The 25,746-nt window shown below is 66.3% G+C and carries 19 protein-coding genes; 9 read left to right on the forward strand and 10 right to left on the reverse strand.

Annotated elements, in window-relative coordinates:
• Positions 1 to 29: 29 nt before the first annotated feature.
• On the reverse strand, positions 30 to 1,103 hold the full coding sequence (locus AL3_RS13340) for a lipid II:glycine glycyltransferase FemX (RefSeq protein WP_066301818.1): 1,074 nt from the start codon (positions 1,101 to 1,103) through the stop codon (positions 30 to 32).
• A 247-nt stretch (positions 1,104 to 1,350) separates the two neighbouring features.
• Here AL3_RS13340 and AL3_RS13345 point away from each other — a divergent pair, with 247 nt between their 5' ends.
• Complete coding sequence (locus AL3_RS13345) at positions 1,351 to 2,394, forward strand: LLM class flavin-dependent oxidoreductase (RefSeq protein ID WP_066301820.1); 1,044 nt, start codon at positions 1,351 to 1,353, stop codon at positions 2,392 to 2,394.
• Here the strand turns inward: AL3_RS13345 and AL3_RS13350 are convergent.
• Both AL3_RS13350 and AL3_RS13355 read right to left on the reverse strand, forming a co-directional pair.
• The gene (locus AL3_RS13350; RefSeq protein ID WP_066301822.1) at positions 2,391 to 3,956 is read right to left on the reverse strand and encodes an MFS transporter; all 1,566 of its coding nucleotides are present in this window, start codon (positions 3,954 to 3,956) and stop codon (positions 2,391 to 2,393) included. The genes AL3_RS13345 and AL3_RS13350 overlap by 4 nt on opposite strands.
• A gap of 134 nt (positions 3,957 to 4,090) precedes the next feature.
• The gene (locus AL3_RS13355; protein WP_083521729.1) at positions 4,091 to 5,059 is read right to left on the reverse strand and encodes a CHAD domain-containing protein; all 969 of its coding nucleotides are present in this window, start codon (positions 5,057 to 5,059) and stop codon (positions 4,091 to 4,093) included.
• A gap of 205 nt (positions 5,060 to 5,264) precedes the next feature.
• Here AL3_RS13355 and AL3_RS13360 point away from each other — a divergent pair, with 205 nt between their 5' ends.
• Positions 5,265 to 6,242: an aldo/keto reductase gene (locus tag AL3_RS13360; RefSeq protein WP_066302018.1), complete on the forward strand. Its 978-nt coding sequence runs from the start codon at positions 5,265 to 5,267 to the stop codon at positions 6,240 to 6,242.
• A 24-nt stretch (positions 6,243 to 6,266) separates the two neighbouring features.
• Here the strand turns inward: AL3_RS13360 and AL3_RS13365 are convergent, their stop codons facing one another.
• From AL3_RS13365 to AL3_RS13375, 3 genes are all read right to left on the reverse strand, one after another.
• Positions 6,267 to 7,202 (reverse strand): sugar ABC transporter permease, encoded by a 936-nt coding sequence (locus tag AL3_RS13365; RefSeq protein ID WP_066301827.1) that lies wholly within the window; start codon positions 7,200 to 7,202, stop codon positions 6,267 to 6,269.
• Positions 7,199 to 8,806 carry an ABC transporter permease subunit gene (locus tag AL3_RS13370; protein WP_066302021.1) on the reverse strand — a complete coding sequence of 536 codons (1,608 nt, stop codon included), beginning with the start codon at positions 8,804 to 8,806 and terminating at the stop codon, positions 7,199 to 7,201. The genes AL3_RS13365 and AL3_RS13370 overlap by 4 nt, the downstream gene beginning before the upstream one ends.
• Before the next feature lie 77 nt (positions 8,807 to 8,883).
• On the reverse strand, positions 8,884 to 10,170 hold the full coding sequence (locus AL3_RS13375) for a sugar ABC transporter substrate-binding protein (protein WP_066301830.1): 1,287 nt from the start codon (positions 10,168 to 10,170) through the stop codon (positions 8,884 to 8,886).
• 280 nt (positions 10,171 to 10,450) lie between these two features.
• Here AL3_RS13375 and AL3_RS13380 point away from each other — a divergent pair, with 280 nt between their 5' ends.
• Complete coding sequence (locus AL3_RS13380) at positions 10,451 to 12,175, forward strand: glycoside hydrolase family 13 protein (protein ID WP_174522147.1); 1,725 nt, start codon at positions 10,451 to 10,453, stop codon at positions 12,173 to 12,175.
• Between the two features lie 5 nt (positions 12,176 to 12,180).
• Entirely contained in the window at positions 12,181 to 13,224 is a 1,044-nt protein-coding gene (locus AL3_RS13385) for a LacI family DNA-binding transcriptional regulator (RefSeq protein ID WP_066302024.1), read from the forward strand.
• Positions 13,225 to 13,392: 168 nt separating this feature from the next.
• On the opposite strand, the gene AL3_RS13390 is transcribed toward AL3_RS13385, so the two are convergent.
• Complete coding sequence (locus AL3_RS13390) at positions 13,393 to 17,427, reverse strand: lamin tail domain-containing metallophosphoesterase family protein (protein WP_066301835.1); 4,035 nt, start codon at positions 17,425 to 17,427, stop codon at positions 13,393 to 13,395.
• A gap of 292 nt (positions 17,428 to 17,719) precedes the next feature.
• Here AL3_RS13390 and AL3_RS13395 point away from each other — a divergent pair, with 292 nt between their 5' ends.
• Both AL3_RS13395 and AL3_RS13400 read left to right on the forward strand, forming a co-directional pair.
• On the forward strand, positions 17,720 to 18,091 hold the full coding sequence (locus AL3_RS13395) for a DoxX family protein (protein ID WP_066301838.1): 372 nt from the start codon (positions 17,720 to 17,722) through the stop codon (positions 18,089 to 18,091).
• The gene (locus tag AL3_RS13400; protein WP_151724046.1) at positions 18,088 to 19,032 is read left to right on the forward strand and encodes a hypothetical protein; all 945 of its coding nucleotides are present in this window, start codon (positions 18,088 to 18,090) and stop codon (positions 19,030 to 19,032) included. The genes AL3_RS13395 and AL3_RS13400 overlap by 4 nt, the downstream gene beginning before the upstream one ends.
• Before the next feature lie 13 nt (positions 19,033 to 19,045).
• Here the strand turns inward: AL3_RS13400 and AL3_RS13405 are convergent, their stop codons facing one another.
• On the reverse strand, positions 19,046 to 19,729 hold the full coding sequence (locus AL3_RS13405; RefSeq protein WP_083521731.1) for a GntR family transcriptional regulator: 684 nt from the start codon (positions 19,727 to 19,729) through the stop codon (positions 19,046 to 19,048).
• 54 nt (positions 19,730 to 19,783) lie between these two features.
• A complete protein-coding gene (tcuA, locus tag AL3_RS13410) occupies positions 19,784 to 21,259 on the reverse strand; it encodes an FAD-dependent tricarballylate dehydrogenase TcuA (protein ID WP_066301849.1) in 1,476 nt (491 codons plus the stop codon).
• A 250-nt stretch (positions 21,260 to 21,509) separates the two neighbouring features.
• Here tcuA and AL3_RS13415 point away from each other — a divergent pair, with 250 nt between their 5' ends.
• The 3 genes from AL3_RS13415 to AL3_RS13425 are packed head-to-tail and all read left to right on the forward strand — an operon-like array spanning position 21,510 to position 24,657.
• The gene (locus AL3_RS13415) at positions 21,510 to 22,490 is read left to right on the forward strand and encodes a Bug family tripartite tricarboxylate transporter substrate binding protein (RefSeq protein WP_066302030.1); all 981 of its coding nucleotides are present in this window, start codon (positions 21,510 to 21,512) and stop codon (positions 22,488 to 22,490) included.
• Positions 22,487 to 23,116 (forward strand): tripartite tricarboxylate transporter TctB family protein, encoded by a 630-nt coding sequence (locus tag AL3_RS13420; protein WP_083521732.1) that lies wholly within the window; start codon positions 22,487 to 22,489, stop codon positions 23,114 to 23,116. Before AL3_RS13415 ends, AL3_RS13420 begins: the two co-directional genes overlap by 4 nt.
• Positions 23,116 to 24,657: a tripartite tricarboxylate transporter permease gene (locus AL3_RS13425; RefSeq protein WP_066301856.1), complete on the forward strand. Its 1,542-nt coding sequence runs from the start codon at positions 23,116 to 23,118 to the stop codon at positions 24,655 to 24,657. Before AL3_RS13420 ends, AL3_RS13425 begins: the two co-directional genes overlap by 1 nt.
• A gap of 19 nt (positions 24,658 to 24,676) precedes the next feature.
• Here the strand turns inward: AL3_RS13425 and zapE are convergent, their stop codons facing one another.
• Positions 24,677 to 25,741, reverse strand: a complete 1,065-nt coding sequence (zapE, locus tag AL3_RS13430; protein ID WP_066301861.1) for a cell division protein ZapE — start codon at positions 25,739 to 25,741, stop codon at positions 24,677 to 24,679.
• Between the last annotated feature and the right edge of the window lie 5 nt (positions 25,742 to 25,746).

Here is a 25,746-nt window from a genome sequence, read left to right on the forward strand (position 1 = left end):
CACCCCAAGGGTCCCTTCGTGCGTGCGGTTTAGTAGAACGGCTGGTGGTGACGGCGCCAGTAGACCTGGCGCGTCACACGCTCGCCAATGGTGTTCCAGATCCGGTATCGGAGCGGATCCAGGACCAGGTCATAACACCCGGCGAAGTCGGTGACGGTTTTGGAGAAACTGGTCTTGAACAGGCCCAGGCCGTGGTGGGGATGTTCCTTGTTCTTCAATTCACTGCTCGGCGGAGTCCCGCAGAAATCGTATTCCTCGATCCCGAAGTCCTCCTTGAGCTCGGTCAGCGCGGTCCACTGCACCAGATGGGAGTCTCCGTACTGCTTGCGCCGGGGTTTGGATCCGCCGTCCTTGTAGGTGCCCTTTTTCCCGTAGGCAATCACGAAGGCACCGACGCTCGGCTCACCGTCTTCGAAGGCGAAGTAGAAGCGGCCCTGGCCCGCAGCCACGAAGTTGGACCAGAAGCGGCGGTAATACTCATAGGAGCGCATCCGCGCGGAGGACCGGTCCTCGATGTGGCTCATGAGTTTGTACATCGCCTGCATGTTTTCCTCGGTGGGCTCCACCCGGCGCACATCGGCACCTTCACGGATGGCACGGCGGACGGCATTGCGCGCGCGGGAGGAGATGTTCTTGAGGATCTGTTCCGTGTCCGGAGTGGTGTCCAGCAGGGCGGTGGAATCGTTGGGCTGGAGGTTGAAGGTCTTGACCAGGCCCGCACCGGTGAACAGCTTCTGCACGTCCTCGCCGTCCACCACATCGGGCTCCACCTTGAGGGCAAAGACCCTGCGTCCGGTCTGCTTGATGAAGCTGGCCACTGCCTCGGCCATGGCCGGCACGTCCTCAGCCGCGGCGGCGTCGGGCCCCTTAATCAGGTACCAGAGGCTGCCCAGGACGGGAACCTTCTTTTCGATCGCCAGATTGTAGGAGGTGTAGTCCGCGCACGTGATGACCAAATAAACTGGATTCCAGCCGTGGTGCGATTTAACCTCGGCGTAGGCTGCGGATTGCAGGACGTTGCCGCCGTTGGGATTCGCCTGTACGTGGCTGTCCCAGTCCGCTATCTCCTCGGCAGTGGCCAGGCGTGCACTAAAGTCTCGCAAAGTTCCTCAACTAGTCCTCGGTTGGTGGATCAATCCTTTTGCCCCCGCACGGAGCTCCGGCTCCGGGCCGTTTCCCAGTCTATCCGCAGGCCGCCCGGCACCAGTACGGCAGGCTGCGGCGGGTCCGGCGCCGCCCGGCCGCCCGCAGGCGCGGTCCGGAGAGCTGCCACCGGGAATAGGTCAGGCGCCGCAAGGGTTGTCCGCAATAATAGATGCATAAGCATACGACGACGGGTTGGTGGAGTGAGTGGCACAGCACATTGAACTTGGACTGGATACTTTCGGGGACGTGACCTTCGACGCCGCCGGGGACAAGCTTCCCATGGCGCAGGTAATCCGCAACGTGGTGGCGGAGGCCGTCCTGGCCGATTCGGTGGGAATCGATTTCATCGGAATCGGTGAGCACCACCGTGACGATTTCGCCGTCTCCTCACCGGAAACGGTGCTGGCGGCGATCGCAGGGCAGACCAGCCGGATCCGGCTGGGTTCCGCCGTTACGGTGCTCTCCTCCGATGATCCGATTCGGGTCTTTGAGCGGTTCGCGACCGTGGATGCGGTGTCGAACGGCCGGGCCGAGGTCATCCTCGGCCGCGGGTCCTTCACGGAATCCTTCCCCCTGTTCGGCTTCGAGCTGGCGGACTATGAGGTCCTGTTTGAGGAGAAACTGGAACTCTTCACCCGGCTGCTCCGCGAGGAACCGGTGACCTGGCAGGGTTCCACCCGTCCCCCGCTGGAAAACCAGCTGGTCTACCCGCCCACCGAGGGCGGTTCCATCCCGGCCTGGATCGCCGTCGGCGGCACACCCCAGTCAGTCGTGCGGGCCGCGCATTACGGGCTGCCCCTGATGCTGGCCATCATCGGCGGGGAACCGGCGCGCTTCACGCCGTTTGTGTCGCTCTACAAGCGGGCGCTGAAGGAGTTCGGCAAGCCCGCGCTGCCTATCGGTGCGCACTCCCCCGGCTACATCGCCGAGACGGATGAGCAGGCGCTGGAAGAAGCCTGGCCACACTACGAACGGATGCAGAACCGGATCGGCCGCGAGCGCGGCTGGCCGCCGGCAACGCGCCGGGACTATGAGGCCATGGCAGGCCCCGGCGGAGCCCTGTTCATCGGGTCCCCGGAAACCGTGGCGGCCAAGATCGTGCGCACGGCCCGGACCTTGGAACTGTCCCGGTTCGATCTCAAGTACAGCCTGGGCACCCTGCCGCACGAGAAGCTGATGACGGCCATCGAGCTGTACGGCACCGAAGTCGCTCCGAGGGTCCGCGAAGCCCTGGCAGCGGAGGCCTAGGCCGAGGCAGGGAGGAACCACCGGGTGCGTGGTTCCTCCACTGCCATCGAGGCAGCCCGGTCAATGTTCGCCCGGTCCTCACCGGTAAGCCGGTCATGCTCCTGCCGCATGTACTCCCGCCAGGTGGGCACGTCGTAAATCTCCCGGAACTCCCTGGCATCGGTTACGGAATGCACCAGCTCCCACACGCTCGCTCCGGTCCGCATCCGGGAAAGCCGGACTTCGTGCATGGCTTCCAGGAAGTCCGGCACGGCGTCCGGCTCGAGTTCGTAGGCCACCAGGACAGTCACCGGTCCCTCGTTTGGCTTGGGCTCGGTTTCCACTTCCAGCCCCAGGTCCGGCTCCGGGACGCTGCGGTCCAGCTTCCCGGTGCGCGGCAGCAGGGGAAGCACCAGGACACTCAGGCCCACCAGCACCAGCACGACGCCGGAGGCTGCCAGCACGGGAGCGTAACCATAGGCGGTGGCCAGGGATCCCCACAGCAGTGAACCCAGCGCCTGTGTCCCGGTGAGCACCATCAGGTAAACGGACAGGCCGCGTGCCCTGACCCACTCGGGCAGGGTCAGCTGCATGGCGCTGTTCAGCGTGGAGAACGTGTTAATCCACGCGGCACCGGACAAGACCAGCAGAATAGCCAGCGGCAGAACCGGCAGGAAGCCGGCTGCAAAAACACCTGCGGCGAAAACACCTGCGGAAAGCCCCAGCAGGGCATTGTCATGCAGGAGTTTCCGGGTCCGGGAGAGGAACACCACGCCGAGGATCGCACCGGCTCCCAGTGCGGCCAGCAGCAGTCCGTATCCGCTGGAGCCCAGCTGCAGGTGGCCATTGACCGCCACCGGGAGCAGCGCATACAGGGCGCTGGCGGGGACCATGAACAGCACGCAGCGCAGCAGGATCCGCCGGATCCGCGGTGCTGCCCGGATGTATCGGATGCCTGCCGCGAGCGCTTCTTTGATCTGCTCGCGGTCTTCCGGGTCATCCGGAGCGTTGCGCCAGATGAACACCGCGAGCGCTGTGCCCAGGAAGGACACCGCGTTGATCCCGAAGACGAACGCCGGTCCGGCCAGGGAAACCAGCAGCCCGCCGACCGCGGGGCCTATGGCGCGGGCGGCGTTGGCCGCCACTGAGCCCAGCGCAGTTGCTGACCGGATCTGCGTCCGCGGCACCAGTGCCGGGGTGACGGCCTGCCATGCCGGTGCGCTTAGTGCCACGCCGCATCCGATCAGGAAGGTATAAAGCAGCAGGGCGTCCGGCGTCAGGAGTCCAAGGGCCGCAATCACGGTCAGGAGGATCCCGGCCCCGGCCGCGAACAGGTTGCTCCCTAAAATCAGCCGGCGGCGGTTGAACGCATCTGCCAGGACACCGGCGATCAATCCCAGCAGCAGGGTCGGCGCCAGCGACGCCGTCTGCACCAGGGAGACCAGGGCCGGGTTGGCCCCCGTTTCCACCAGGTACCACTGTGCCCCGACCGTCTGCATCCAGGCGCCGATGTTGGACCCGAGCTGGGCCAGCCAGAGGATGAAGAACATCCGGTTCCGCAGGGGCGCCCAAGGAGATTCCATTGGATCCCTCCGTCAGCGGCTGCGCTCCGCTGCCCGGTCGTTGCCGGAAGAACCAGCACCCGCTTCCTGAAGGTTAAGTCCGTCCAGCCCGCGGCGTCCAGAGCCTGCGCGCCTCCCGGCCGGGACCCGGTGATTCAGGGGACGTCCGGAAAGTCCTTCCAGAGGCGGCGGAACTGCTTTTCCGCGGCGTCCGCCCGGTGTTCCTCGATGGCGTGCAGCCGGCCGTAGGTGAATCCGGTCTCTCCGGCACCGGCGGCGCTGCCCAGACGGCGCAGCAGCGCGCGGGCCACCACGCTGTCCTGGTGCTCGCCAAGCACTTTCTGCAGCCCTTCGGCTGCATCCACCATTGACTCCGCCGCTTGTCCGCCGGCAGGTCTCCAGATCTCAGCGGCATACCGCAGCCGCTTCGCGTCTTTCCGTGCTTCATGGAGAATCTCCGCACGCGCTTCCCGGTCCTCCTCCCGCCGGGCGAGGCGGACCCGTGAGCGCAGGCGTGCACGATCCTTCCGGATCATTCTGCTGGCGGCGGAGCGGTCCTGGCCCGCTCCTTCGGCCGTCCAGGCCGGCTCCGCGACGAGGGCCTTGAGCCCTTCCACCGCCCGGTGGTAGCGCTCACCTGCCAGCTCTTCGCTGATAATGCGCAGCGCTGCGTTGTAGTCAGCCAGCAGTTCTTCATCGATCCGGGCCGAAACGGAGCCCAGGACCAGCTCCGGCGGTTGGGAAGCCACCAGGTCCTGCAGCCTGTGCCGCATGACCTGGGCGTCGCGGGCGGCTCCCAGCACCTGTGCCAGCCACTTGAGTTCAGCGCGAAGGAACCGGGCCGGCTCGGGGGAAAGAAGCTTGCGGTAGCTGGCCAGGGCTGAGCGCAGCCGGCGGGTGCTCACCCGCATTTTGTGGATTGCGTCAGTTTCCCCGGCCTGGACCCGTTCCTGTTCCCTGAGCAGTTCTCCCAGCTGTTCCTGCAGGTAGTCCAGCAGCAGCTCCCGGGCCGGAACCTCTGCGGCTGGACGGATTCCCGGGCCGCCCTGCACGGGGACATCAGCGGCAGGCACTGGATCGTCCCGCCACTGCGCACGCGCGGCGGAAAGGTCTGGGGAAGCCATGGCTCAGTATAGGTCGGTGGGCTGCCCGGCTGGCAGCCCCCCGCGGTACAGACCAGCTCAGACCGGCTCCCATCAGCCCGGTGCAGGCGCATCCCGCCGCCAACCCTGTACCCTGCGGGGCCGTCCCCGTAGCATCGGCAGTACCGATGCAGGCGCCGGTGCACCTGCTGTCCAAGGCTTCCTGGAGGCAAGGTCCATGAACTCCATGCGCTACGTCAAACTCGGCCATTCCGGGGCAACCATCTCCGCCGTCGGCCTGGGGTGCCTCAGCTTTGGCGACCCGCACCGCGGGCCCCACGGCTGGACGCTCCGGGAGGAAGAGGCACGGCTGCTCATCCGCCGGGCCGTCGAACTGGGCATCAATTTCTTCGACACCGCCAATGTCTACTCCAACGGAGACAGCGAACGGATCCTGGGCCTGGCGCTGGGTGAATATGCCCGCCGTGAGGAAGTGGTGATTGCTTCGAAGGTGCACGGGGAAATGGGGCCCGGCCCCAATGGCTGGGGGCTGTCCCGCAAACACATCCTGTGGCAGGTGGAGGAGAGCCTGCGGCGGCTTGGCACCGACTACATCGATCTGTACCAGGTGCACCGCTGGGACGCGTCCACCCCTCTGGAGGAAACCCTCGCTGCCCTCGACCAGCTGGTCCGGGACGGGAAGGTCCGCTACCTTGGCGCTTCCAGCATGTACGCCTGGCAGTTCTCCCGCGCCCTTTGCCTGCAGCGCGAACACGGCTGGGCGCCGTTTATCACCATGCAGGACCACTACAACCTGATTTACCGCGAAGAGGAACGGGAAATGTACCCGCTCTGCCTGGACCAGGGCATCGGCGTCCTGGCGTATTCACCGCTGGCCCGGGGCCGGCTGGCGCGGAGCTGGGATGAGGTGAGCCGCCGGCGGGTGCAGGACACGCTGGGCGATGCACTGTACGGGGCGCAGGAGGCCACCGACCGCAGGATCACCGAGGCCGTTGGCCAGGTCGCCGAAGCCCACGGTGTCTCGCGGGCGCGGGTGGGCCTCGCCTGGGTGCTGGCGCATCCGGTAGTGTCCGCGCCGCTCATCGGGGCCACCAGCGTGAGTCATCTGGAGGACGACGTCGGCGCCCTGGACCTGGAGCTCACCGCGGAGGATCTGGAGCTGCTGGAGGAGCACTACGTGCCGCACGGCGTCGTCGGTTTCTAGTCCGGGTCCAGGACCTGAGTAGAACTAGCCCTTGACTGCTCCCGCGACCAGACCGGAGGCAATGAAGCGCTGCAGGAAGAGGAACAGCGCCATCACCGGCAGCGCCGCCAGCACAGCGCCGGCCGAGAAGACGCCCCAGGTCCGGGACTGGTTATCCCCCACGAAGGAATAGAGCCCGACGGCGAGGGTCTGGGAGTCCGGATCATTCAGCACGATCGAGGCGATCATAAACTCCCCCGTGGTGGTGATGAAGGTCAGCAGCCCCACGATGGCCAGGATCGGGGTGACCAGGCGCAGGATGATCGTGAAGAAGATCTGGAAATGCCCGGCACCGTCAATGCGGGCGGCCTCGTCCAGGGTTTTCGGCACGGTGTTGAAGAAGCCGTACATCAGGTAGGTGTTCACGCCGAGAGCGCCGCCGAGGTAGACCATGATCAGGCCCAGCTGGCTGCCCAGTCCCAGCCAGGGCACAACGTCGGAAATCTCCGAGAGCAGCAGGAAGATGGCCACGACACCCAGCATCTGCGGGAACATCTGCAGCAGGAGCAGACTCAGCAGTCCAACGCGGCGTCCCGTGAACCGCATCCGGGAGAAGCTGTACGCGGCAAGTGCGCCGAGGAACACCGTGGCCGCGCTGGTGACCAGTCCGATGACCACCGTGTTGAGGAACCAGCGGCCGAACGGTTTCTGCGGATCGGTGAACAGGGCCTGGAAGTTCTCGAAGCCAATATCGCGGAATAGTCCGCTGGAGGCGACCAGGGTGCCGGTGGGACTCAGCGCGGCCGAGAGGACATAGGCCAGCGGCAGCAGCGCGAAGGCCGTCATGACCAGGCCCACCAGATGCCGCCAGCCGGTGTCCCGGAACCAGGCACCGAAACGTCGGCGCGGCGGGCGGACGGCCGGCCCGGGACGTGGCGCGGGCGAAGTGGAGCGGGGCGGAACAGTGGTGGTGGTACTCATGAATTCACTTCTTCCAGCGACTTGGTCTGCCTGAAGCTGACGGCGGAAATGACTGCCACAATGATGAAGATCAGGATGGCCAGGGCACTGGCGAGGCCGTAGTCACGGCCGGTTCCCTGCCCAAAGGCAACCTTGTAGACCACGGTGATCAGCAGGTCCGTGGCGCCGATGTCCTGGCTGGTGCCGGGGAACCGGGGACCGCCGCCGGTGAGCATAAAGATCACGTTGAAGTTGTTGAAATTGAACGCGAACGTGGAGATCAGCAGGGGCGCCGTGGAGACCAGCAGCAGCGGAAGCTTGATCGAGCGGAAGATCCGCCAGGCCGTGGCTCCGTCCATCCTGGCCGCCTCGTTGACCTCTTCCGGCAGTGACTGCAGCGCCCCGGTGCAGACCAGGAACATGTACGGGAACCCAAGCCACGTGTTGACCAGCAGCACGCTCACCTTGGCCAGCCACGGGTCATTCAGCCAGGGGATGGACGCACCGCCGAGCAGGGAGTTATTGATGAACCCGAACTCCTGGTTCAGCATGCCGGACCAGACCAGGCCTGCCAGGAAGGCCGGGAAGGCATAGGGCATGATCATGAGGATCCGGTAGGTCCGCTTGCCCTTGAGGGTCGGGTGGTTGAACGTAATGGCCAGGAACAGTCCCAGTCCGAAGCAGAGCGCCACCGAGGCGACGGCGAAGGTGAAGGTCCAGCCGATCACGCTGAGCAGCGGTCCGCGCAGTTCAGGGTCGGTGACGGCACGCTGGAAGTTTTCGAAGCCGACGTCGATCTTCCAGCCCGTGGCCAGGGCTTCTCCGCTGTCGGAGACGAAGGTGCCCTCCCCGCTGTCACGGTAGACCGCACCTGTCTCGGTGTTGGTAAAGGTATCCGCGGCTTCGTCATAGACCAGCACCGGTTTGTAGACGTACGCGTTGGACCCGTCGGCGGTCTTGAGCGTGCCGTCGTCGAGGTCCTCGGAGAAGGGAACAGTGAGCTCCAGGATCTCCGACTGACGGTTGAGGAGGTCATTGAAGGCGAGAGTTTCGTAGCCCTCGACGCCGGCCGCCTTGCCGGTGCTGCCCAGCTGCGCGTCCTGGACTTCTTCGAGGGGCTGTTCGGCGCCGCCGAGCTGGACCCGCCCGTCCGGGTCGGTCACCAGCAGGAAGAGCTCGTTCCCCTTCTCCAGCACGGACACCTGGTAGGCCGCCGAATCCGGCACCCGCTGCTGGGCTGTCAGCGAGATGGCGGCGACGGCGTCGTCCTTGGTGCTGTTGTGGCCGTCCCCGTAGTTGGTGAAGGCGACGTATCCGCTGTACACCACCACGAAGACCTGGAAGATCAGCAGGAACAGCACCCCGGGAGCCAGGTACTTGGCCGGAAGGCCGCCGCGGCGCAGGTAGATCCAGTTGATTGCCAGCGTCACGGCTGCGGCGACAGCCAGGACAACCCATTCCTCCGCCAGGAACAGGACAATCAGGACGTAGACCGCAAACGCGTCCACGAGCCCGAGCAGCAGGATCTTGGCCAGCGTGCCGGCCAGCGAGTCCGGGCCGCGCTTCGGCTTGCGGACGGGTGCGGGTTCGGTGGGGCGGACAGCGGTGTCCAGGGATACGACCATGGGGTTCTCCTCCAGCAGGGTCCGGGCGGGATGCACCCGCCCGGTCCCTGCTGATGCCTGCGGCGTGTTGTGCGCCGCTACTTGCTGATCTTGGACTGGATGTTGGAGACCATGGCGGCCCACGCTGCAGCGGGATCGCCCTCGCCCTTGATCAGGGCAAGTTCCGTACCGCCCCAGTCAGCCCAGACAGCTTCCATTTCCGGAATGGCGGGCATCGGCACGCCTTCGGCGCCAATCGCGCCGAAGGCGGCCACGATCGGATCCGAGGCTGCCTTGTCGAACGAGGCGGTCAGCGCCGGCGGACGTCCGCCGGCTTCGAACATCGCGTCCTGCACGGCCTCGGTGGTGAGGTAGTTCAGCGCAAACTCGTTCGCGGCCAGGGCATTCTGGCTCTTGGAGCTGATGAAGAAGCCGTTGACGCCGACGAATGGCTGGGCGGGCAGGTCTCCGGCAGTGGGCAGCGGATCCACCGCAAGGTTAATGCCCGCGGCTTCGGCGTCCGGGACGTTCCACGGCCCGGTGAGGAAGTACGGCGAGGCGCCGGCGTTGAACTTCTCCTTGGCGATGTCCGGGGTGATGTTGGAGTTCAGGATGCCTTCTCCTGCTTCGCCCCAGGCAAGCAGCTTCGCTGCGAACTCGGCACCGCCGGGGTTGCCCAGCTCCAGCTTGGATGCGTCGTAGCTGCCGGTCTCATCGGTGCCGAAGACCGGGGCACCCATCGATGTCTGCAGCGGGTAGAGATGGTACGGATCGCCCTGCTTGGGATCGAGCCCCACAAGGAAGGGGAATTCGGCGCCCGCCGCCACGGCTGCCTTGCCGTTGGCGATGACCTCGTCCATGGTCGCGGCCGGAACAGGTGCCAGGTCGGTGTTGCGCAGCAGGCCTATGTTCTCGATGGAGTACGGCACGCCGTAGGTATTACCCTCATAGGTCATGGCCTGCACGGCGGCCTCCTGGAACTGCCCGGCTTTATCGCCCAGTTCGACGGGTGCGACCACGCCGTTCTGGACGAACTTGCCCAGCCAGTCGTGCGGGCCGACGATCAGGTCCGGGCCCTTGCCGCTGGGAACCTGGGTGATGAAGTCGTCGGATACCTGCTGGAAGTCCTTGGTGACCAGTTTGACTTCGATGCCGGTGTCTTCCTTGAACTTGGCAGCGACGTCGGTCAGTGCGGGCGAGCGTTCGGCATCTACCCACATGGTCAGGGTGGTGGCTCCGCTGGAGGCCTGGTCGCTGGGTTCCGCGGACTCACCGGCGTCGGAACCGCCGCAGGCGCTGAGGACCAGGGCTGCGGCGACCGACGCGGCACCGAGAGTAAAGGTACGCCGGCCAAACGCCGGCGTACCCGTTGTGCGCACCTTCATTGGTGTACCTCTTCTGTGGTTTAGGTCTGGGATGAAAGCCCTTGCGGGCCGGGGAAATGCTGTTTGCCTGCCCGGGGCCCGGACGTCGGCATGGGAGAAAGTGTAAGCGCGTGCACACTGTGCGTCTAGTCACAGCCCAAATCGATGTTGATGAACCGCTTGCCAGGCGACTCTCGAAGCAACTTTGCAGACAGGACCGGAAATGCCGAGTCCCGACACACCACAAAACTTTGCGCAAGCGTTTGCAATCTGGCTCGGGGTGTCCCTTAGGATGCAAGGCATGCTTAGCTCCGTCGCTGCCCCGTCCGCACTGCTGCCGGGAGCCTCCCCTGTTCCGGTCCATGAGGCTTCCGCTGAACGTGACCGCCAATGGTGGCGTTCCTCGGTGATCTACCAGATCTACCCCCGCTCCTTCCGCGACCTCCGCGGCGACGGCATCGGCGACCTGCCCGGCATCACCGCCGAAATCCCCGCCCTCGCCGAACTGGACATCGACGCGATCTGGCTCTCCCCCTTCTACAAATCCCCGCAGAAAGACGCCGGCTACGACGTCGCGGACTACTGCTCCGTGGACCCCATCTTCGGCACCCTCGAAGACTTCGACGCCCTGGTCGCCACCGCCAAGAACCACGGAATCCGCGTGATCGTTGACCTGGTCCCCAACCACTGCTCCGACCAGCACGCCCTCTTCCAGGCCGCCCTCGCCGCACCGGAGAACTCCCCCGCCCGCGACATGTTCATCTTCCGCGACGGCACCGGCAAAAACGGCGAAAACCCGCCGAACAACTGGCAGTCACACTTCGGCGGCCCCGCCTGGACCCGCATCACCAACCCCGACGGCACCCCCGGCCAGTGGTACCTGCACCTCTTCGACTCCACCCAGCCCGACTTCAACTGGGACAACCCCGCCGTCCACGACGAGTTCGAACGCATCCTGCGGTTCTGGCTCGACCGCGGCGTCGGCGGCTTCCGCGTCGACGTCGCACACGCCCTGATCAAAAAGTCCGGGCTCCCGGACTGGGGCGGCCGCGCCGACGGCGCCTCGACCGAAGGATTCCCCGGCCACGAGGCACCCATGTTCGGGCAAGCCGGCATCCATGACATTTACCGGTCCTGGCGGAAAATCCTGGAGGACTACGACGGCGACCGGGTGCTCTGCGCCGAAGCGACCATCGACCCGCTGGACCGGCTCACCGACTGGGTCCGGTCCGACGAAATGCACCAGGCCTTCAACTTCGCCTACCTCCACCACCCCTGGGACGCCGCCGACCTGCGCAGCACCATCGAAACCTCCCTCCAGGCATTCGACAAAGTCGGAGCCCCCACCACCTGGGTACTCTCCAACCACGACGTCGTCCGCCACGTCTCCCGCTTCGGGCTTACCGGCGGCCATGCCCGCTCCGGCGACGGCCTCGGTCCGGAGGACAACCAGCCCGACCATGTGCTCGGCCAGGCCCGGGCCCGGGCAGCAAGCCTGCTGATGCTCGGCCTGCCCGGCGGCGTCTACCTCTACCAGGGCGAGGAACTCGGCCTGCCCGACCACACTGCACTGGACCACGGCCACCGGCAGGACCCGACGTTCCACCGGACCAACGGCGAGCGGTTAGGCCGGGACGGCTGCCGGGTGCCGCTGCCCTGGGTGGCGGATGCGCCGTCGTTCGGGTTCAGCAGCACCGGAAAAGCCTGGCTCCCCCAGCCCGACGAGTGGCGCGGACTCGCGCGCAACCTGCAGGCCCTGGACCCGGCGTCGACCCTTAGCCTGTACCGGACGGCCCTGCGGCTGCGGCGGGAGCTCTCCCTCGGTCACGGCTCGCTCGCGTGGTGGCCGGAATACGACGCCGAAGGCGTTGTCGCCTTCCTGAACAACGGGGTGCTGGTGGCGATGAACATGGGTACCTCATCCGTGGAACTCCCGTCCGGAGAACTGCTGGTGAGCAGCGCGCCGGAAGCAGGCAGGGATGGTTTCCTGGCTCCGGACACCGCCGTGTGGCTTCGGTTAGCCTGAACAGCGTGGAACGGAACGCCCGCGGGGCAGGTATCAAGGAAGTGGCTGCCCTGGCAGGGGTCTCGGCGGCGACTGTTTCGCGGGCGCTCAGCGGAAACGGGAGGGTTTCGGAGGCCACGCGCCGCAAGGTTCAGGAAGCGGCAGATGAGCTTGGATTTGTCATTTCCTATAACGCTTCTTCCCTCGCGTCAGGGCGCAGCCGGAACATCGGCATTGTCATCCCCACGGTCGGGCGCTGGTATTTCTCGCAGGTCCTTGAAGGTGCAGCGTCAGCGCTGATCGAGGCCGGCTATGACCTCACGCTCTACAACACCAGTGACGGACCTGGTCACCGTGAGAGCGTCCTGAAGGAGATGCTGCGCCGCAAACGGCTCGATGCCGTTATTACGGTGGCCCTGCGCCTGACCGATGAGGAACTTGGGCAGCTGCGGGAGGTCGGCAAACCAATCGTGGCCATCGGCGGGCCGCTGCCAGAGACACCAACCATCCGGGTCGATGAGTTCAGCATCTCGGCGCTGGCGACACGGCACCTCATTTCACTTGGCCACACCCGGATCGCGCACATTGGCGGCGGCGAAGAACTCGAACGCGACTTCGGGCTGGGCAGCACCAGGCAGGACGGCTATCTGCAGGCCATGTCCGAAGCCGGGCTGGCAGTGGATCCGCGCTGGCTCAGCAGTTCCGAATTCAGCGTCGCCGGAGGATTCGCCGCAGCGAAGCGCCTGCTGGCCGATCCTGCCAGCCGGATAACCGGAATCTTCTGTGCCGCAGACGAGATTGCCGTTGGCGCCATCCTGGCCGCACGCGAGCTTGGCCTTCGGGTTCCGGAAGACGTCTCGGTGATCGGCATCGACGGACATGAACTCTCCGCGGTCTTTGGGCTGACCACCATCAGCCAGGATCCGGCCGGCCAGGGCGCCGCCGCCGTCGGCGCTGTCCTGTCCCTGCTGCAGAACCACCCGGTTCCGGAGGATCTGCTGCATGGGTTCTACCCCACGGAATTCGTGGTGCGCTCCAGCACCGCGGTGCCTTCAACCCTCCGGGCCTGAAAACCACCAATCGATGTGGAAACCCGGGCCCGGCAGGCGGTATGACCGCGAAGCCCGGCCGGAGTGTCTACCCCTCCCGGCACAGAAAGACTGGCTGCGGCCCCGCCAGGACGGCAGGGCCGCAGCCAATCGTTCACATCGCGGGTTCAGTCCGCTGCGGCGCGGTCGCTACAGTCCGGAGGGGAATCCTCTCCGGCGGGCGATGAGGAGCCCCGCCCCGGCGAGCAGGACGACCGCCGCCGCACCAAGGGCCAGGGCACCGAGATTCAGCCCGCCGGTGCTGTCGGCCCGCTCCTGATCAGCCGGCGCCTCTCCGGAGAGCAAACTGCCGGCACGGGAGTCCGCGTTGGCCGGGTCCCGGGGCGCTGCGGAAGGCTCCCCTGCGGATGTCTCCTCCTCGGGTTCCCCGGCAGATTCGTCCTCGGTCCCGGTTTCTTCGCCGCTGTTCCCACCCGCCGGTGCCAAGAGGTTGGGAAGGAGCGTACCGGCCGGCCACACAGGATAGCTGCGCTGGCTCGGCGCCGGCTGGGGCGCAGCGGCGCCGGGCAGGATCACTCCCGCTCCCGGTCCGGTGGGACCCGGAACCGCGGGAGCGGACGGGGCCGGCGTAGGTTCCGGATCCCGGGTGGGATTCGGGGTCGGCGTCGGAACCGGGGTCGGCGTCGGAACCGGGGTCGGAGAAGGATCCGGAGTGGGATCCGGGGTCGGAGTAGGTTCCGGGGTCGGCGTGGGATCCGGTTCCTGACCGGCATCTCCCGTTCCAGTCAGCACCCGGGGAACTGAGCGGACCATGTTGCCGCTCGTGTCGGCAGCCTCAGCAAACCACAGGCGGTCCCCCGCGGCAGGCTCAAACCTTACCGAGTGCTGCTTGCCGGATTCGACCTGCACTGTTTCCAGCACGGACCCGGCACCCGTGAGCGCCCAGGTTCCGGTGGAAAGGGTGGTGCTGCGCAGCAGCGACACGGCAGCCACGAACTCGTCGTCCGAAGCGTCGTAGCGGGCGGCATCCCCCCGGAAGGCAGGTTCGTCATACTTCCAGGCCTCGAAGGAATCCAGCGTCGGTGAGTACGCGTTGACGGCCATCAGCCCGGCGTCGAGGTCGAACTGCAGCAGGCGCTGGAAACCGGTGTCCCGGTCCAGGAGGTCGCTGCGGGTGGCGGCCGGGTCCTGGAGCAGGGTTGAGCGGTACCCCTGGTAGTCGGCCAGCATCTCCACGACTGTGCGACCTGTGGCACCAACGTTCGAGATCGCGTAGGTCTGGTTCGCAAGGTCGGTGGCATCCACCTGCCCGCCGGTCACCGGATCGGCGTAGTTGGTCACGGTGCCGTGGAAGTGGCCGCCGAGCACCAGGAACACGTTGTCGTTGGGGGCAACCACGGTATTCCAGAGTTCCTCTCCGGTAGCTGTATACCGAAGGTCAACGTTGTCCCGGACAGCGCTGGTGTGGATGTAGGCGTGCGTGGCCAGGATGACGTTGCGGTCCGGATGGGCTGCTGCCTGCTGCGCGGCCCAGGCCATCTGCTCGTCCGAAGAACGGTAGGGCAGATTGATCACCAGGAAGTCGACGCCGCCGGCCGAGAAGTAGTCTGTGTGGGCAGAGTTGTCTCCCGCCGCCCAGGCCTCGCCGTACCAGTCCTTGCCCTCATACATACTGACCGGGAAGTACTCGTTGTACTTGTCGTTGTTGTGCCCCCACATATTGTCGTGGTTTCCCGGCAGCACACCGTTGGGCACGTTGGCATCGTTGAGCAGGCCCATGATGTCCTGGGCGGACTGGAACTCGCGGTTGGCGCGTTCGGCGGAGTTGTTGCCGTTGATCCAGTTTTCGATGATGTCCCCGGTGAGCGAGTTGTACTCGATCTTGCGGGCATCGGCGTTGGCTACCACCCAGCTGGTCATCCGGCGGAAAACGTCGCGGAAGCCCTCGGAGTAGAACTGGGTGTCGGTCATGTGGTTCACGGCGAAGTCATACTGGCTCGGGTCGGCGAAGGCCTGGTCGGTGACCCCGCCTTCATCGAGGAGGCCCCCGTTGGTCCGGGGACCGTCGATCACCAGGACGTCCGCCGTTCCGGCGGCCAGGGCCGCAGCCGGCAGCGGGGCGCTCAGGGTGATGTTCCCGTCGGCGCTCGGAACGGCTGCGTCCAGGGTCTCCCATGCCGTGCCCGTCCAGGCGAGCAGCTGAATTTCGTTACGCGGCTCCGTGGTGCCGCTCCACACGAACTCCGCCGCGGCGTCGTCCACTGGGATTTCGAAGCGCTGGAACGGGAAACCCGTTGCCGTGCCGGGGGTTTCCAGCCCACGGGCGTCGGGAACGATCTGTTCGCCGTCGATCTGGAGGGAGAGCGGAACGGGAAGGCTGCTGATGCCCGCACGGACCACCGCTTTATCAGTGCCGAGGACCGGAGCCACCCGGGTGCTGACGTCCAGCAAGCCCCCGTCGGCGTCCAAGACGCTGACGTCAGCGGCCAGGCTGTTTCCCTCACCGCCTGAAACCGCGGGGGTGCCTGGGACAGAGTTCGCGGGCAGGGAAACAGGATCCAGTTCGCCCGGCAGCGGAAGGGCGGGGTCGACGTATACGGCGTCCTGCAGGACACCCGGCGTTCGGGCAGCCATGCCGTAGTCGTTTTCGTTGTCCCCGGTGTGCCGGGTGCGGGTAACGCTCTCCCCTTCCTCAAATTTTGTGTAGTTGCGCACTTCTTCGCCCTGGCGGCACGGGGTGGAGGCGTTAACCCCCAGATCGTAGACGGCGACGGCGTCGACCCGTGCCCCGCCGGGATCGGTGAGGTACATGCCGTAGCCCTCGGCCTGGTTCAAGCCGGTGGCGTAGGTTGCCTGGGCCGCTGCGCGCAGCTCCGCCGGGGCGCTGGCGGGTGCCATCAGATAGGTCTGGCCCGGGTGCAGCACCACGTCGCCGAGATCCGCCACCTGTGCCTCAGCCCCGAGGCCCGGCTGGCCGGTGCCGTAGCAGCGGTAGGCGGAGAAACCCGAGAGGTTGACCGGAGCTGAACCGTAGTTGGCAATCTCAACGAATTCGTCGTTGCCGCCCTGCGGACCTGCGGCCGTCAGTTCACTGAACGCCACATCGGTGTACGCCGAGGCCGAGGCCGTCTCCAGCACGGCACCGGAATCATGCGTTCCCGGCGTCCGCGTGGTGGTGACGGCAAAGTCCACGGCGTTGTTTCCGGTGTCAGAGACCCGGTGGTAGACCTCGTTGTCGAAGGCATTCAGTTTCTGCTCCAACGGCGCACCAGTGGTGCAGGAGCTGTTGCGGTTGTCGTAGGCACCCACACCGTCCACGATCTCGTCGTCGGCGGTCAGCAGCATCACGCCGAAGTCCCGCCAGTGCATGCCGGTGGAATACGTGGCGTCCGCCTGGTCCCGGTAGGCGCCGGCTGCATGCGCAAAGAGGAAGCTCGCCCCGGGCTGGACAACGGACCTGGATGCCACAGCGCCGATCTGCAGGTACTGCGTACCGTTCTCGCCGCAGCGGAATAGCTGGTAGCCGGACATATCCACGGGTGTGCCGCCAAGGTTGGTGACCTCGACGTACTGGTCAGAAGTGGAGGCGGAGCCGCTGTTGGTCAGCTCCGTGACGCGCAGGCCGTTGCCGGCACTTTTGACCGTGGAGGACGTGGCGTTCGGAGCGTCCACGGTACGGGTGGCGATGACCCAGTCCTGCTCCAGGTCGCCGGTGTTTGAAACCCGCTGATGGGACTCGTCGAGGCGGTGCTGCAGGGAACGCTGCAGCCACTTTCCGTCCAGTTCGCAGTCGGTGGCGACGTCGGGGTGGTAAAAACCCACGGCGTCCACGCGCTGGCCGCTGGCGTCCTCCAGGAAGGCGCCGAATCCGAAGTCGTGCAGGCTGGTGTCGTAGAAGGCGTCGGCGGCGTACCCGGAGGTGTCCCTGGCAGCGGTGAATTGGTCCCCGGGCGAGAGCACGGTGCCCTCCGGGACCACGGCCTGCGGACCGTAACCGCCGCCGGTCTGCCCGCAGCGGAAGATCTTCCAGCCGGAGATGTCCATCGGGCCGCTGCCGTAGTTGGTGATCTCAATGAAGTTCCTGGCCGCGGCCCGGTTGGCCTGGGAGTTTGCGCCGGCGCCGCCGTTGGCCACTTCGCTGATCAGCACGTCCGAGCCCGGCTGGACGTCGAAGCGCAGGGGCAGCGCCGAGTGGGCCGGCAGGACGGATCCGAGGCCGAGCACTGACGCCAGGAGCGCGGCACCCGCAGCGCGTGCGGCTAATCGCTGGGAGCGGTGGCGGGATGATCCTGCAGCCCGGGTGCTCGCTTTTCTTTGGGGTAACACGTTGTGTGGCCTTTCGCTGGAGCCCGGCGCGGCGCCTCGGCGTGCCCGGCTGGGGAGGTAGACAGGCCGAGTGTCCCCATCCCAAATGGACGCCGGGTGAACGGAGCGGAAAGTGTTACGCACGTCAGCCCGGCTGGATAGGATGGCGGTGCCGGGCTTCCGGCAACTCAGGGGGGATGAAGGATCATCGATGCTGGTGTTTCTATGGGTGGCAGAGATCGTTATGGCGCTGCTCTACTTTGGCCTGGGGGTGATGCGCCTGGTCCAGCCGTATCCGAAGCTCGTCCGGGTGCTGCGCTGGCCCGCCGATTTTCCGGCCTGGGCAGTCAAGCTCATCGGCGTCGCTGAAATTCTCGGAGCCGTAGGTCTCCTGCTCCCGGCCGCCACCGATGTTGCGCCTGTCCTCACACCGATCGCGGCATCCGCCCTGGCAGTCATGATGGCCTTGGCCGTCGCTGTCCACCTGCGCCGCGGCGAACGTCACCGGGTCGCACTGCCGGCCATCCTGGGCCTGGTGAACGTCTTCGTGGCCATCGGTCGGTTCGGCCCTTATCCGGCATGAGCGCAGCCAGGAGTTCTTCCGGAAACGGTGCGGCAGAGACCGTGACCGGGCTCTATGGCCTGCTGCCCGCCGGATTCACTGCGGCCCGCAACGCCGCCTCGGCGGAGGCTGCCCGCGGCGGGGACAAGGACCTGGGCCAACGGCTGAAGGGCCTGCCGAAACCATCGGCCGCTGCTTGGCTGGCAAACCTGCTGGTCAGGAAGCGGGACCGTGCCATCGCGGATGTCCTGGGCCTGGGTGCTTCACTGCGGGAGGCCCAGCAGGACCTTGACCGTGAGGAACTGCGCCGGCTCAATGCCGAACGGCACCGGATGCTCCGCACCCTGGTCCGCGAGGCGCAGGATCTGGCCAGGGAAGCAGGGAACCCGGTCAGCCCGGCGGTGGCCGCTGAGCTGGAGCAGACGCTGTGGGCCGCGATGACCGATGCGGAAGCAGCCGAGGCGCTGGCCACCGGGAGACTGGTCCGCAGCTTGGAAGCCAACGGCTGGGAACCGGTGGACCTCGACGGCGCGGTGGCGGACCCGGATACGGCCTCCCCGCTGGTGGCTGCGGGCAACAGTAAAAAACGGCAGCCCCGCGGGCCGGCGGAACCGGCCGAAGCCGGGGACGGCCAACCAGCCCGTCAGCAGAAGGCTGACCGGGCCAAGGCCCGGGACGCCGCCGAACAGGAGCTGGCAGCGGCGCGGGACTCAGCCGGCCAGGCAGAATCCCGGCTCACTGCCATCCTGGCGGACCTGGAAGAACAGACCGCTGCCCGTGACCGGCTGACGGATGAGATCGACGAACTCCGGGAACGCATCCGCGAGCTTGAACACCGGGTCACGGCTGTCGACCGGCAGCGGGGAACCCTGGAGCGGTCCCGCGATTCCGCCCGCCGGGAAGCCCGGTCCGCGCGGCGGGCCGTGGAAAAGTCCGAAACCAAACTGGATCAGCTGCGCTGACTCCGTGGTGCCGTTAGGGCTGATAGCTGCGCCGCTGTTCCTGCAGCGCCCCTTCGCGGAGAAGCTGCAGCCTTAGCGTGCGGGCAGTCTCCATATGGGCCCGGGCAATCTGCCTGGCCGCCTCGGCGTCCTGCCTGTCGATCGCTGCCACGAGCCCGGCGTGTTCTTCCAATGCGTCTTCCCATCGCTGCCCGATCGACAGGGTGGACCGTGGCGCGTGGATCAGATGTGTTGAGAGCCGTTCCAGCAGGTCCTGGAGCACGGGATTGTGGGCACAGGCCCAAACGGCCGCATGAAACTCCAGATTCGTGTTAATCCGGGTCTGGTCATCAGGGCTGCTCAGGCCGCGGTCCCTTTCGAGGAGCGCTTCAAGCCGCATCTGGTCCGTGAACTGCCGCGCCCGGGCTGCTTGGCCGGCAGCTTCCTCCTCCAGCAGAATCCGCATGTCATAAACCTGGATCACCTGCTGCGGGTCCACTTTGGGCACATGCAGTCCGCGCGCAACCCGCTCCAGCAGGCGTTCCTGCTGCAGGCGGGAGAGCGCCTCTCGGACCGGGGTCCGCGAGACGCCAAACCGTTCAGCCAGCGTCACTTCGCGCATGGGGGTTCCGGGCTGATGCACGCCGGAGAGAATTTCCGTCCGCAGGGTCAGGAAGATCGACTCGCCGTCCATACGGGAGGATGCCGGTTGCGCCACTGGATTTCCTTGCAAGAGAGCCGTTGGTGGAAGTGTCTTCGTTCCACGGCAACTTTACGCGAGCATCCCTGCCCGGCGGCCGAAGACGCAGCCGGCTGCCAGCCCGGAGCCGCCGGGGTAGTTCACGCTGAACAGGCCCCCGAGCATTTCCCCGGCCGCATACAACCCGGGGATATGGTTGCCGGCTGCATCAAGCACCCGCCCATGGGTGTCCCCCTTGACTCCCCCGAACGTGAAGGTAATCCCGCAGGTGACGCCGAAGGCATAGTACGGACCTGTTTCCAGCGGACTGGCCCAGTTGCTCTTGGCCGGCTCGGTGCGTGCCGAACGTCCGTCCAGTACATTCGGATCCAGCGGCACCGAACGGTCTATGGAGTTGTTGAACTCCGTCACCGTCTTGTCCAGGGCTTTCGGGTCGATGCCGATTTTGGCGGCCAGCTCCGGGAGGGTCTGGGCTGATTCGACCGAAACTCCGGGCATGTCATATTCCTCCGGCCGCAGCAGCGGGCGGAGCCCGGCGTCGAAGATCTGGTAGGCGACGGAACCGGGCTGCCGCAGGATTTCACGGCCGTATTTGGCGTACGTGTAGTTGCGGAAGTCGGCGCCCTCGTCGAGGAAGCGTTCGCCGTCGCGGTTGACGATGATGCCCAGCGGATAGCTCTGCCGGGTCAGCCGGTTGGTCAGTTCCCGGTTGGATTCGTTGAGCGCGGTGAACGCGTCCCACTGAACGCTGTGGCAGGTGTTCCAATCCCCGCCCCGGGCCGCCCCGATGTCCAGCGCCGCCATGATCATCTCCCCGGTGTTGCAGGGGGTTCCCCGGACCTTGGCGTTTTCCCAGCCCTCGCCCAGGAACTCGCGCCGTTTGGCTGGATCCGATTCGAAGCCCCCTGCGGTCAGGATGACTGACCCGGCGGAGAAGGTGCGGACCCCGTCCGGGGTCTCGGCACGCACGCCCACGACGGCGCCCTGCTCGACGAGCAGTTCGGTGGCAGCATGCCCGTAGCGGACGTCGACGCCCAGTTCGGCGGCGACCCGGGCATGGTCGGCCATCATGCCCTCCCCGCCACCGACGTTCCCGACATGCAGGCCGCCCCAGAAGAGGTAGCTTCCGTCCGGGCGCTCGTAGGCCTGGCGTTCGTACATCAGGCGGTACCTGAGCCCCAGCCCCTGCAGCCAGCGGAGCGTCGACTGGCTTTCGGCGATCAGCACCTCGGTCATGGCTGGGTCGTTCCGCCCCTCGGTGACCTTGGCCAGGTCCGAGGCGTAGTTCTCCGCAGTGTAGGCCGGTACCTCGGTCACCGGGTGGCGGTCGTCTTCCTCAATCAGTCCCTGCAGGTCCCCGAGTCCGCCATGGACGATCCTGGTGGCCCCGGCGGTGTAAAAGCTGTTTCCCCCGGATAGCTCCGGGGTGCCCTTCTCCAGCAGCAGGACTGACCTGCCGCGCTGTGCGGCGGCGTGGGCTGCGGAAAAGCCTGCGTTACCCCCGCCGACAACCACAACGTCCGCGTCCACCAGATGTTCCTGTGCCATGTTCACTCTTTCTCGCGACCTTGTATTCGACTGTATACAAGCTACCGCAAAAAAATCCACAGATTGCACGGCTGTCAATTTTCGTTCATGGAACACCGCTCCATAACAGCCCATGACCCATATGGCTAGGGGGTGTTGGCAAGTTTGCAGTGACCTGGATCACGGTATATACAGGTACTTCATTGTGTACAAGCTGCCGGGAAACGGTGCCGGCGGCCCGGAAACAACAACGGCATTTGGAACAGGAACCATGAAGCTAACCTTCCGCTCCGGCGCATTCACCCTGATTGCAGTCCTGGTCACGGTGCTCGCGTTCGTCAACGCTGCTTCCTCAGGAGGGACAGCCACCGCGCGCAGCAAGCTCACACTGATCGCCCCAGCCGCCCCCGGAGGCGGCTGGGATGGTTTTGCCCGGGAATCCCAGCAGGCCCTGCGCGGCAACGGCATCGTCAACAATCCCCAGGTGGTCAACGTCCCCGGCGCCGGCGGCACCATCGGCCTGAGCCAGTTCGTCCAGACCCCCGGGCGGGAAGATGCGCTGCTGGTCACCGGCGGCGTGATGGTCGGCGCGATCGAGCTTGCGGACAACCCGGAATCCATGGCGGATGTGGTCCCCATCGCCAGGCTGGCCGACGACTACGCGGCCCTGGTGGTGCCGGCCGACAGCGAGTTCCAGACCCTGGACGATTTCCTGGCCGCCTGGATCCAGAACCCCGGCGGCACCTCGATCGGCGGCGGCTCCCTCGGATCCATCGACCATCTGCTCAGCGGTCTGCTGGCCAAAGAGGTGGGCCTGGACCCGAAACTTGTGAATTATGTGGCCTACTCCGGCGGCGGCGAGGCACTGACTTCCCTGCTTTCGCACACAACAGCGGCAGGTATGTCCGGCTACAACGAGGTAGCGGACCAGATTGAAGCCGGCTCCCTGCGCGCCCTGGCCATCTCTTCCGACGAACGCCTTGACGGTGTGGACGTCCCCACCTTCAGGGAACAGGGGGTGGACGTCGCCATGTCCAACTGGCGGGGCGTGGTCGCCGCGCCGGGCATCTCCGACGCTGCCCGGGAGGAGTTCGTCGCCATCATCACGCAGATGCGGGAGTCAGAGGACTGGCAGGACACTCTGGCACGCAACAGCTGGACCGACAGTTTTGCCACCGGTGAGGAGTTCGAAGCCTTCATCGCCGAGGAAGTCTCCACTGCACGCGGGATCGTAAAGGACCTTGGACTATGAGCATCACTGGAAGCAAACCTGCCGCCGACGAACGCGGAAACACCGGGCGGCCGGAGGATAAACCCTCGTTCGGCACCGGACGCGGCGAGCTGCTCGTCGCCGTCGTGCTCTATGCGCTTGCCGTGTTCCTCACCGTGGGCACCGTCAGCATGAATGTCCAGGGCACTGCGGCTCCGGGCCCGCAGTTCTTCCCGGTCCTTGTGTGTGTGCTGCTCTACGGTGTGGCCACGGCTCTGACCATCCAGGTCCTGCGCTCGCGGAGCATTCCCGATACCCGGAAGCACCCCGGACGCGGCAACTTCTCCCCGGACATGCTCCGGGACCTGGCCAGGCTCCCCGAAGAGAGGGCCAAGGCCGGCTCACCGGAATCCTGGCGGACCTACTCGGACTGGAAGACCGTGGGAATGGTGGTGGGCGGTGTGGTGGTGTTCACCGCCGCCCTGAACATCCTGGGCTGGATCCTCAGCGCCGCGTTCCTCTTCTGGATCATCTGCCGGGCGCTGGGCAGCAAGCGTCCCGGTTTCGACGCCGGTGTCTCCCTGCTGTTTGCCTCCGCCATCCAACTCGCCTTTAACGCCGGCCTCGGGCTGAATCTGCCCGCCGGTTTCCTGGGAGGACTTCTCTGATGGACCAGCTATCCCTTCTCCTGGACGGCTTCGGAGCCGCCCTGACCCCCATCAACCTGCTCTGGGTCCTGATCGGCGCTATCCTCGGCACCGCCGTCGGGGTCCTGCCCGGCCTGGGCTCCGCCATGGCCGTTGCGCTGCTGCTGCCCGTGACCTTCTCACTGGAGCCGACGGCGGCATTCATTATGTTTGCCGGAATTTACTTCGGCGGGCTCTTCGGCGACTCAACGGCAGGAATCCTGCTCAACACTCCCGGCAACTCCTCGGCCATTGCCTCAACGTTCGAGGGCCACCGGATGGCAAAAAACGGCCACGCTGCCAAGGCACTGGCGACGGCGGCGATCGGGGCCTTCATCGGCGGTCTCATAGCCACCACGTTGGTGGTCTTCTTCGCGCCCACTCTGGTCAAGCTGGCCACCGTTTTCGGTCCGGCGGAGTATTTCGCGCTGGCGGTCTTCGCCTTCCTCGCCATCTCCGCCGTCGTCTCCGAATCCGTGGTCCGCGGCCTCGCGGCGCTGGGCATCGGCTTGGCCCTGGCCCTGGTGGGCATTGACGGCCCCTCCGGCACGGCACGCTTCACGCTGGATCTGCCGCAGCTGTTCGACGGTATCTCCATCATCGTGATCACTGTGGGACTCCTGGCCCTCGGCGAAGTATTCCATGTGGCCTCCCGCATCCACCGGGATCCGGCAGCGACGCAGATCAAAACCAGCGGCAAGGCGCGCATCAATCTGCGGGATATCCGCCGGGCCCTGCCGGCCTGGCTGCGCGGCACCGCGTTCGGTGCACCCTTTGGCCTGATTCCCGCCGGCGGCGCCGAGGTTCCCACCTTCCTGGCCTACGGCACCGAAAAGAAACTCGCTGCCCGCCGGAAGGACCCGGAGTTCGGCACCACCGGCTCCATCAAGGGCCTCGCGGCACCCGAGGCAGCCGCGAATGCGACGGCGGGAACCGCCATGGGCGCGCTGCTGGCGCTCGGCCTGCCGACGTCGGCCACCGCTGCCATCATGCTGGCAGCCTTCCAGCAATACGGCATGCAGCCCGGGCCGCTGCTTTTCGACCGCAGCGGGGACCTGGTGTGGGCCCTGCTGGCCTCCCTGTTTATCGGCCTGGTGATCCTGCTGATCATCAATCTGCCGTTCGCTTCGGTGTGGGCGAAGCTGCTGAACATTCCCCGGCACTACCTGTATGCCGGCATCACGGTGTTTTCCATGCTTGGTGTGTACGCCGTCAGTTCCTCGGTCCTTGACCTGTGGCTGCTGATCGCCATCGGGCTGCTGGGCTTCCTGATGCGCCGGTACAGCATCCCGCTGGCACCGGTCCTGATCGCCGTCATCCTCGGGCCCATGGCCGAAACCGAACTCCGCCGGGCGCTGGCAGTCTCGGAGGGGAACCTGGGGATCCTGGTCGGCAGCCCGATCACCGTCACGCTCTACCTGGTCCTTGCCGGTGCCCTGCTAGTTTCCGGCATCCAGCACCTGCGCCACCGCCGGTCACGGAAGGCAGGCAGCCAGGAGCCGCAGGAACTGGTCCGCACCTAGCGGCAGGTGGCGGCGGGAGCTACTCCAGGACTGCCAGCACGCCAAAGCGGCTGCGGACGCGCGCCAGGTCAACCTCGTGTGCCAGGCCGGGGAACGCGCCGTCGTAGTCACTGAAGCCGATCACATCGAGGCGGCAGCCGGAGTCATACAGAACGTCCACCAGGTTGCCGAAACGCTGCCAGGCGTTCGGGCCCGGACCTGCCGTTCCGGGAACCTCGGATATGACCCAGTGCCGGTATTCACCGGCGAGCGCAAGATAATCGGAGGCCGCGGACCGGGATTCGCACAGCTCGGCGAACCGGAACCAGATCTCGCCGTTAGCGGCCCGGTCCGCGGTGAGGGGTACGCTCCCGGGTTTCAGGACCCGGGATTCTTCCGGTGCCGGAGGGTGCAGGCCGGCAGCTGCCAGCAGGCCCGCCCCGGCGTGGCGCAGGTGGTATCCGGCGGCGAACCCGGACCGGAGCCGGCGCGCACCGGGCAGGGAACGGTAGTCCACCGAGCCATCCAGGGCGGCCACGTGCAGGTTGCTGCGGATGAGTTCGATGCCGGGCTCGAAGAGATGGTGGAACATCGGGTCCGGAAGCAGCTCCTGAGGCGCGTAGTTGGAGGTTGCCACCAGGACGATCCCGCGGTCCAGGACCTGCTCCAGGAAGCGGGTGACAAAAGCAGCGTCTGCCGGCCCGTTCACATGGAACTCGTCAAAGCAGAGCAGCCGGGCATCCCCCAGGAGCGAGTCCAGGCCGTCGGCGAAGGCCGATTGCTGGCGGAAACCCTTCGTGCCGTACCCCGCGAAGGTCCGGGCGTGGAGTTCGCGGAAGAAATCGTGGAAGTGCAGGCGGCGTTTCTGCCGGATCGGCACCGCCCGGAAAAATGTGTCCAGGAGCCAGGTCTTTCCGCGTCCCGGCGGACCCCACAGATACATCGAACCGCTGCCTGCAGATCCCGCCGGCGGCTGGAGCGCGGCCTCCGCCGCGCGCGCGAGCGCCGGCAGCACGGCCAGCTGCCCCGCGTCGAGTTCCAACCCCTGTGCCGCTGCCTCCCGGACCAGCTCCGCTGTGGTGTGGTCCTGCTGCACAAAGGTCATATACC

It is taken from the genome of Arthrobacter luteolus NBRC 107841 (genome assembly GCF_001552075.1).
GTDB classification, from domain to species: Bacteria; Actinomycetota; Actinomycetes; order Actinomycetales; family Micrococcaceae; genus Arthrobacter_B; species Arthrobacter_B luteolus.

Excerpts from the sequence above, each read along its gene's own strand:
- AL3_RS13380 (WP_174522147.1), top strand. The coding sequence starts at position 10,451 with ATGCTTAGCTCCGTCGCTGCCCCGTCCGCACTGCTGCCGGGAGCCTCC.
- AL3_RS13355 (WP_083521729.1), bottom strand. The coding sequence starts at position 5,059 with ATGGCTTCCCCAGACCTTTCCGCCGCGCGTGCGCAGTGGCGGGACGAT.
- AL3_RS13395 (WP_066301838.1), top strand. The coding sequence starts at position 17,720 with ATGCTGGTGTTTCTATGGGTGGCAGAGATCGTTATGGCGCTGCTCTAC.
- zapE (WP_066301861.1), bottom strand. The coding sequence starts at position 25,741 with ATGACCTTTGTGCAGCAGGACCACACCACAGCGGAGCTGGTCCGGGAG.
- AL3_RS13400 (WP_151724046.1), top strand. The coding sequence starts at position 18,088 with ATGAGCGCAGCCAGGAGTTCTTCCGGAAACGGTGCGGCAGAGACCGTG.
- AL3_RS13375 (WP_066301830.1), bottom strand. The coding sequence starts at position 10,170 with ATGAAGGTGCGCACAACGGGTACGCCGGCGTTTGGCCGGCGTACCTTT.
- AL3_RS13350 (WP_066301822.1), bottom strand. The coding sequence starts at position 3,956 with ATGGAATCTCCTTGGGCGCCCCTGCGGAACCGGATGTTCTTCATCCTC.
- AL3_RS13370 (WP_066302021.1), bottom strand. The coding sequence starts at position 8,806 with ATGGTCGTATCCCTGGACACCGCTGTCCGCCCCACCGAACCCGCACCC.
- AL3_RS13415 (WP_066302030.1), top strand. The coding sequence starts at position 21,510 with ATGAAGCTAACCTTCCGCTCCGGCGCATTCACCCTGATTGCAGTCCTG.
- tcuA (WP_066301849.1), bottom strand. The coding sequence starts at position 21,259 with ATGGCACAGGAACATCTGGTGGACGCGGACGTTGTGGTTGTCGGCGGG.
- AL3_RS13420 (WP_083521732.1), top strand. The coding sequence starts at position 22,487 with ATGAGCATCACTGGAAGCAAACCTGCCGCCGACGAACGCGGAAACACC.
- AL3_RS13365 (WP_066301827.1), bottom strand. The coding sequence starts at position 7,202 with ATGAGTACCACCACCACTGTTCCGCCCCGCTCCACTTCGCCCGCGCCA.
- AL3_RS13360 (WP_066302018.1), top strand. The coding sequence starts at position 5,265 with ATGCGCTACGTCAAACTCGGCCATTCCGGGGCAACCATCTCCGCCGTC.
- AL3_RS13425 (WP_066301856.1), top strand. The coding sequence starts at position 23,116 with ATGGACCAGCTATCCCTTCTCCTGGACGGCTTCGGAGCCGCCCTGACC.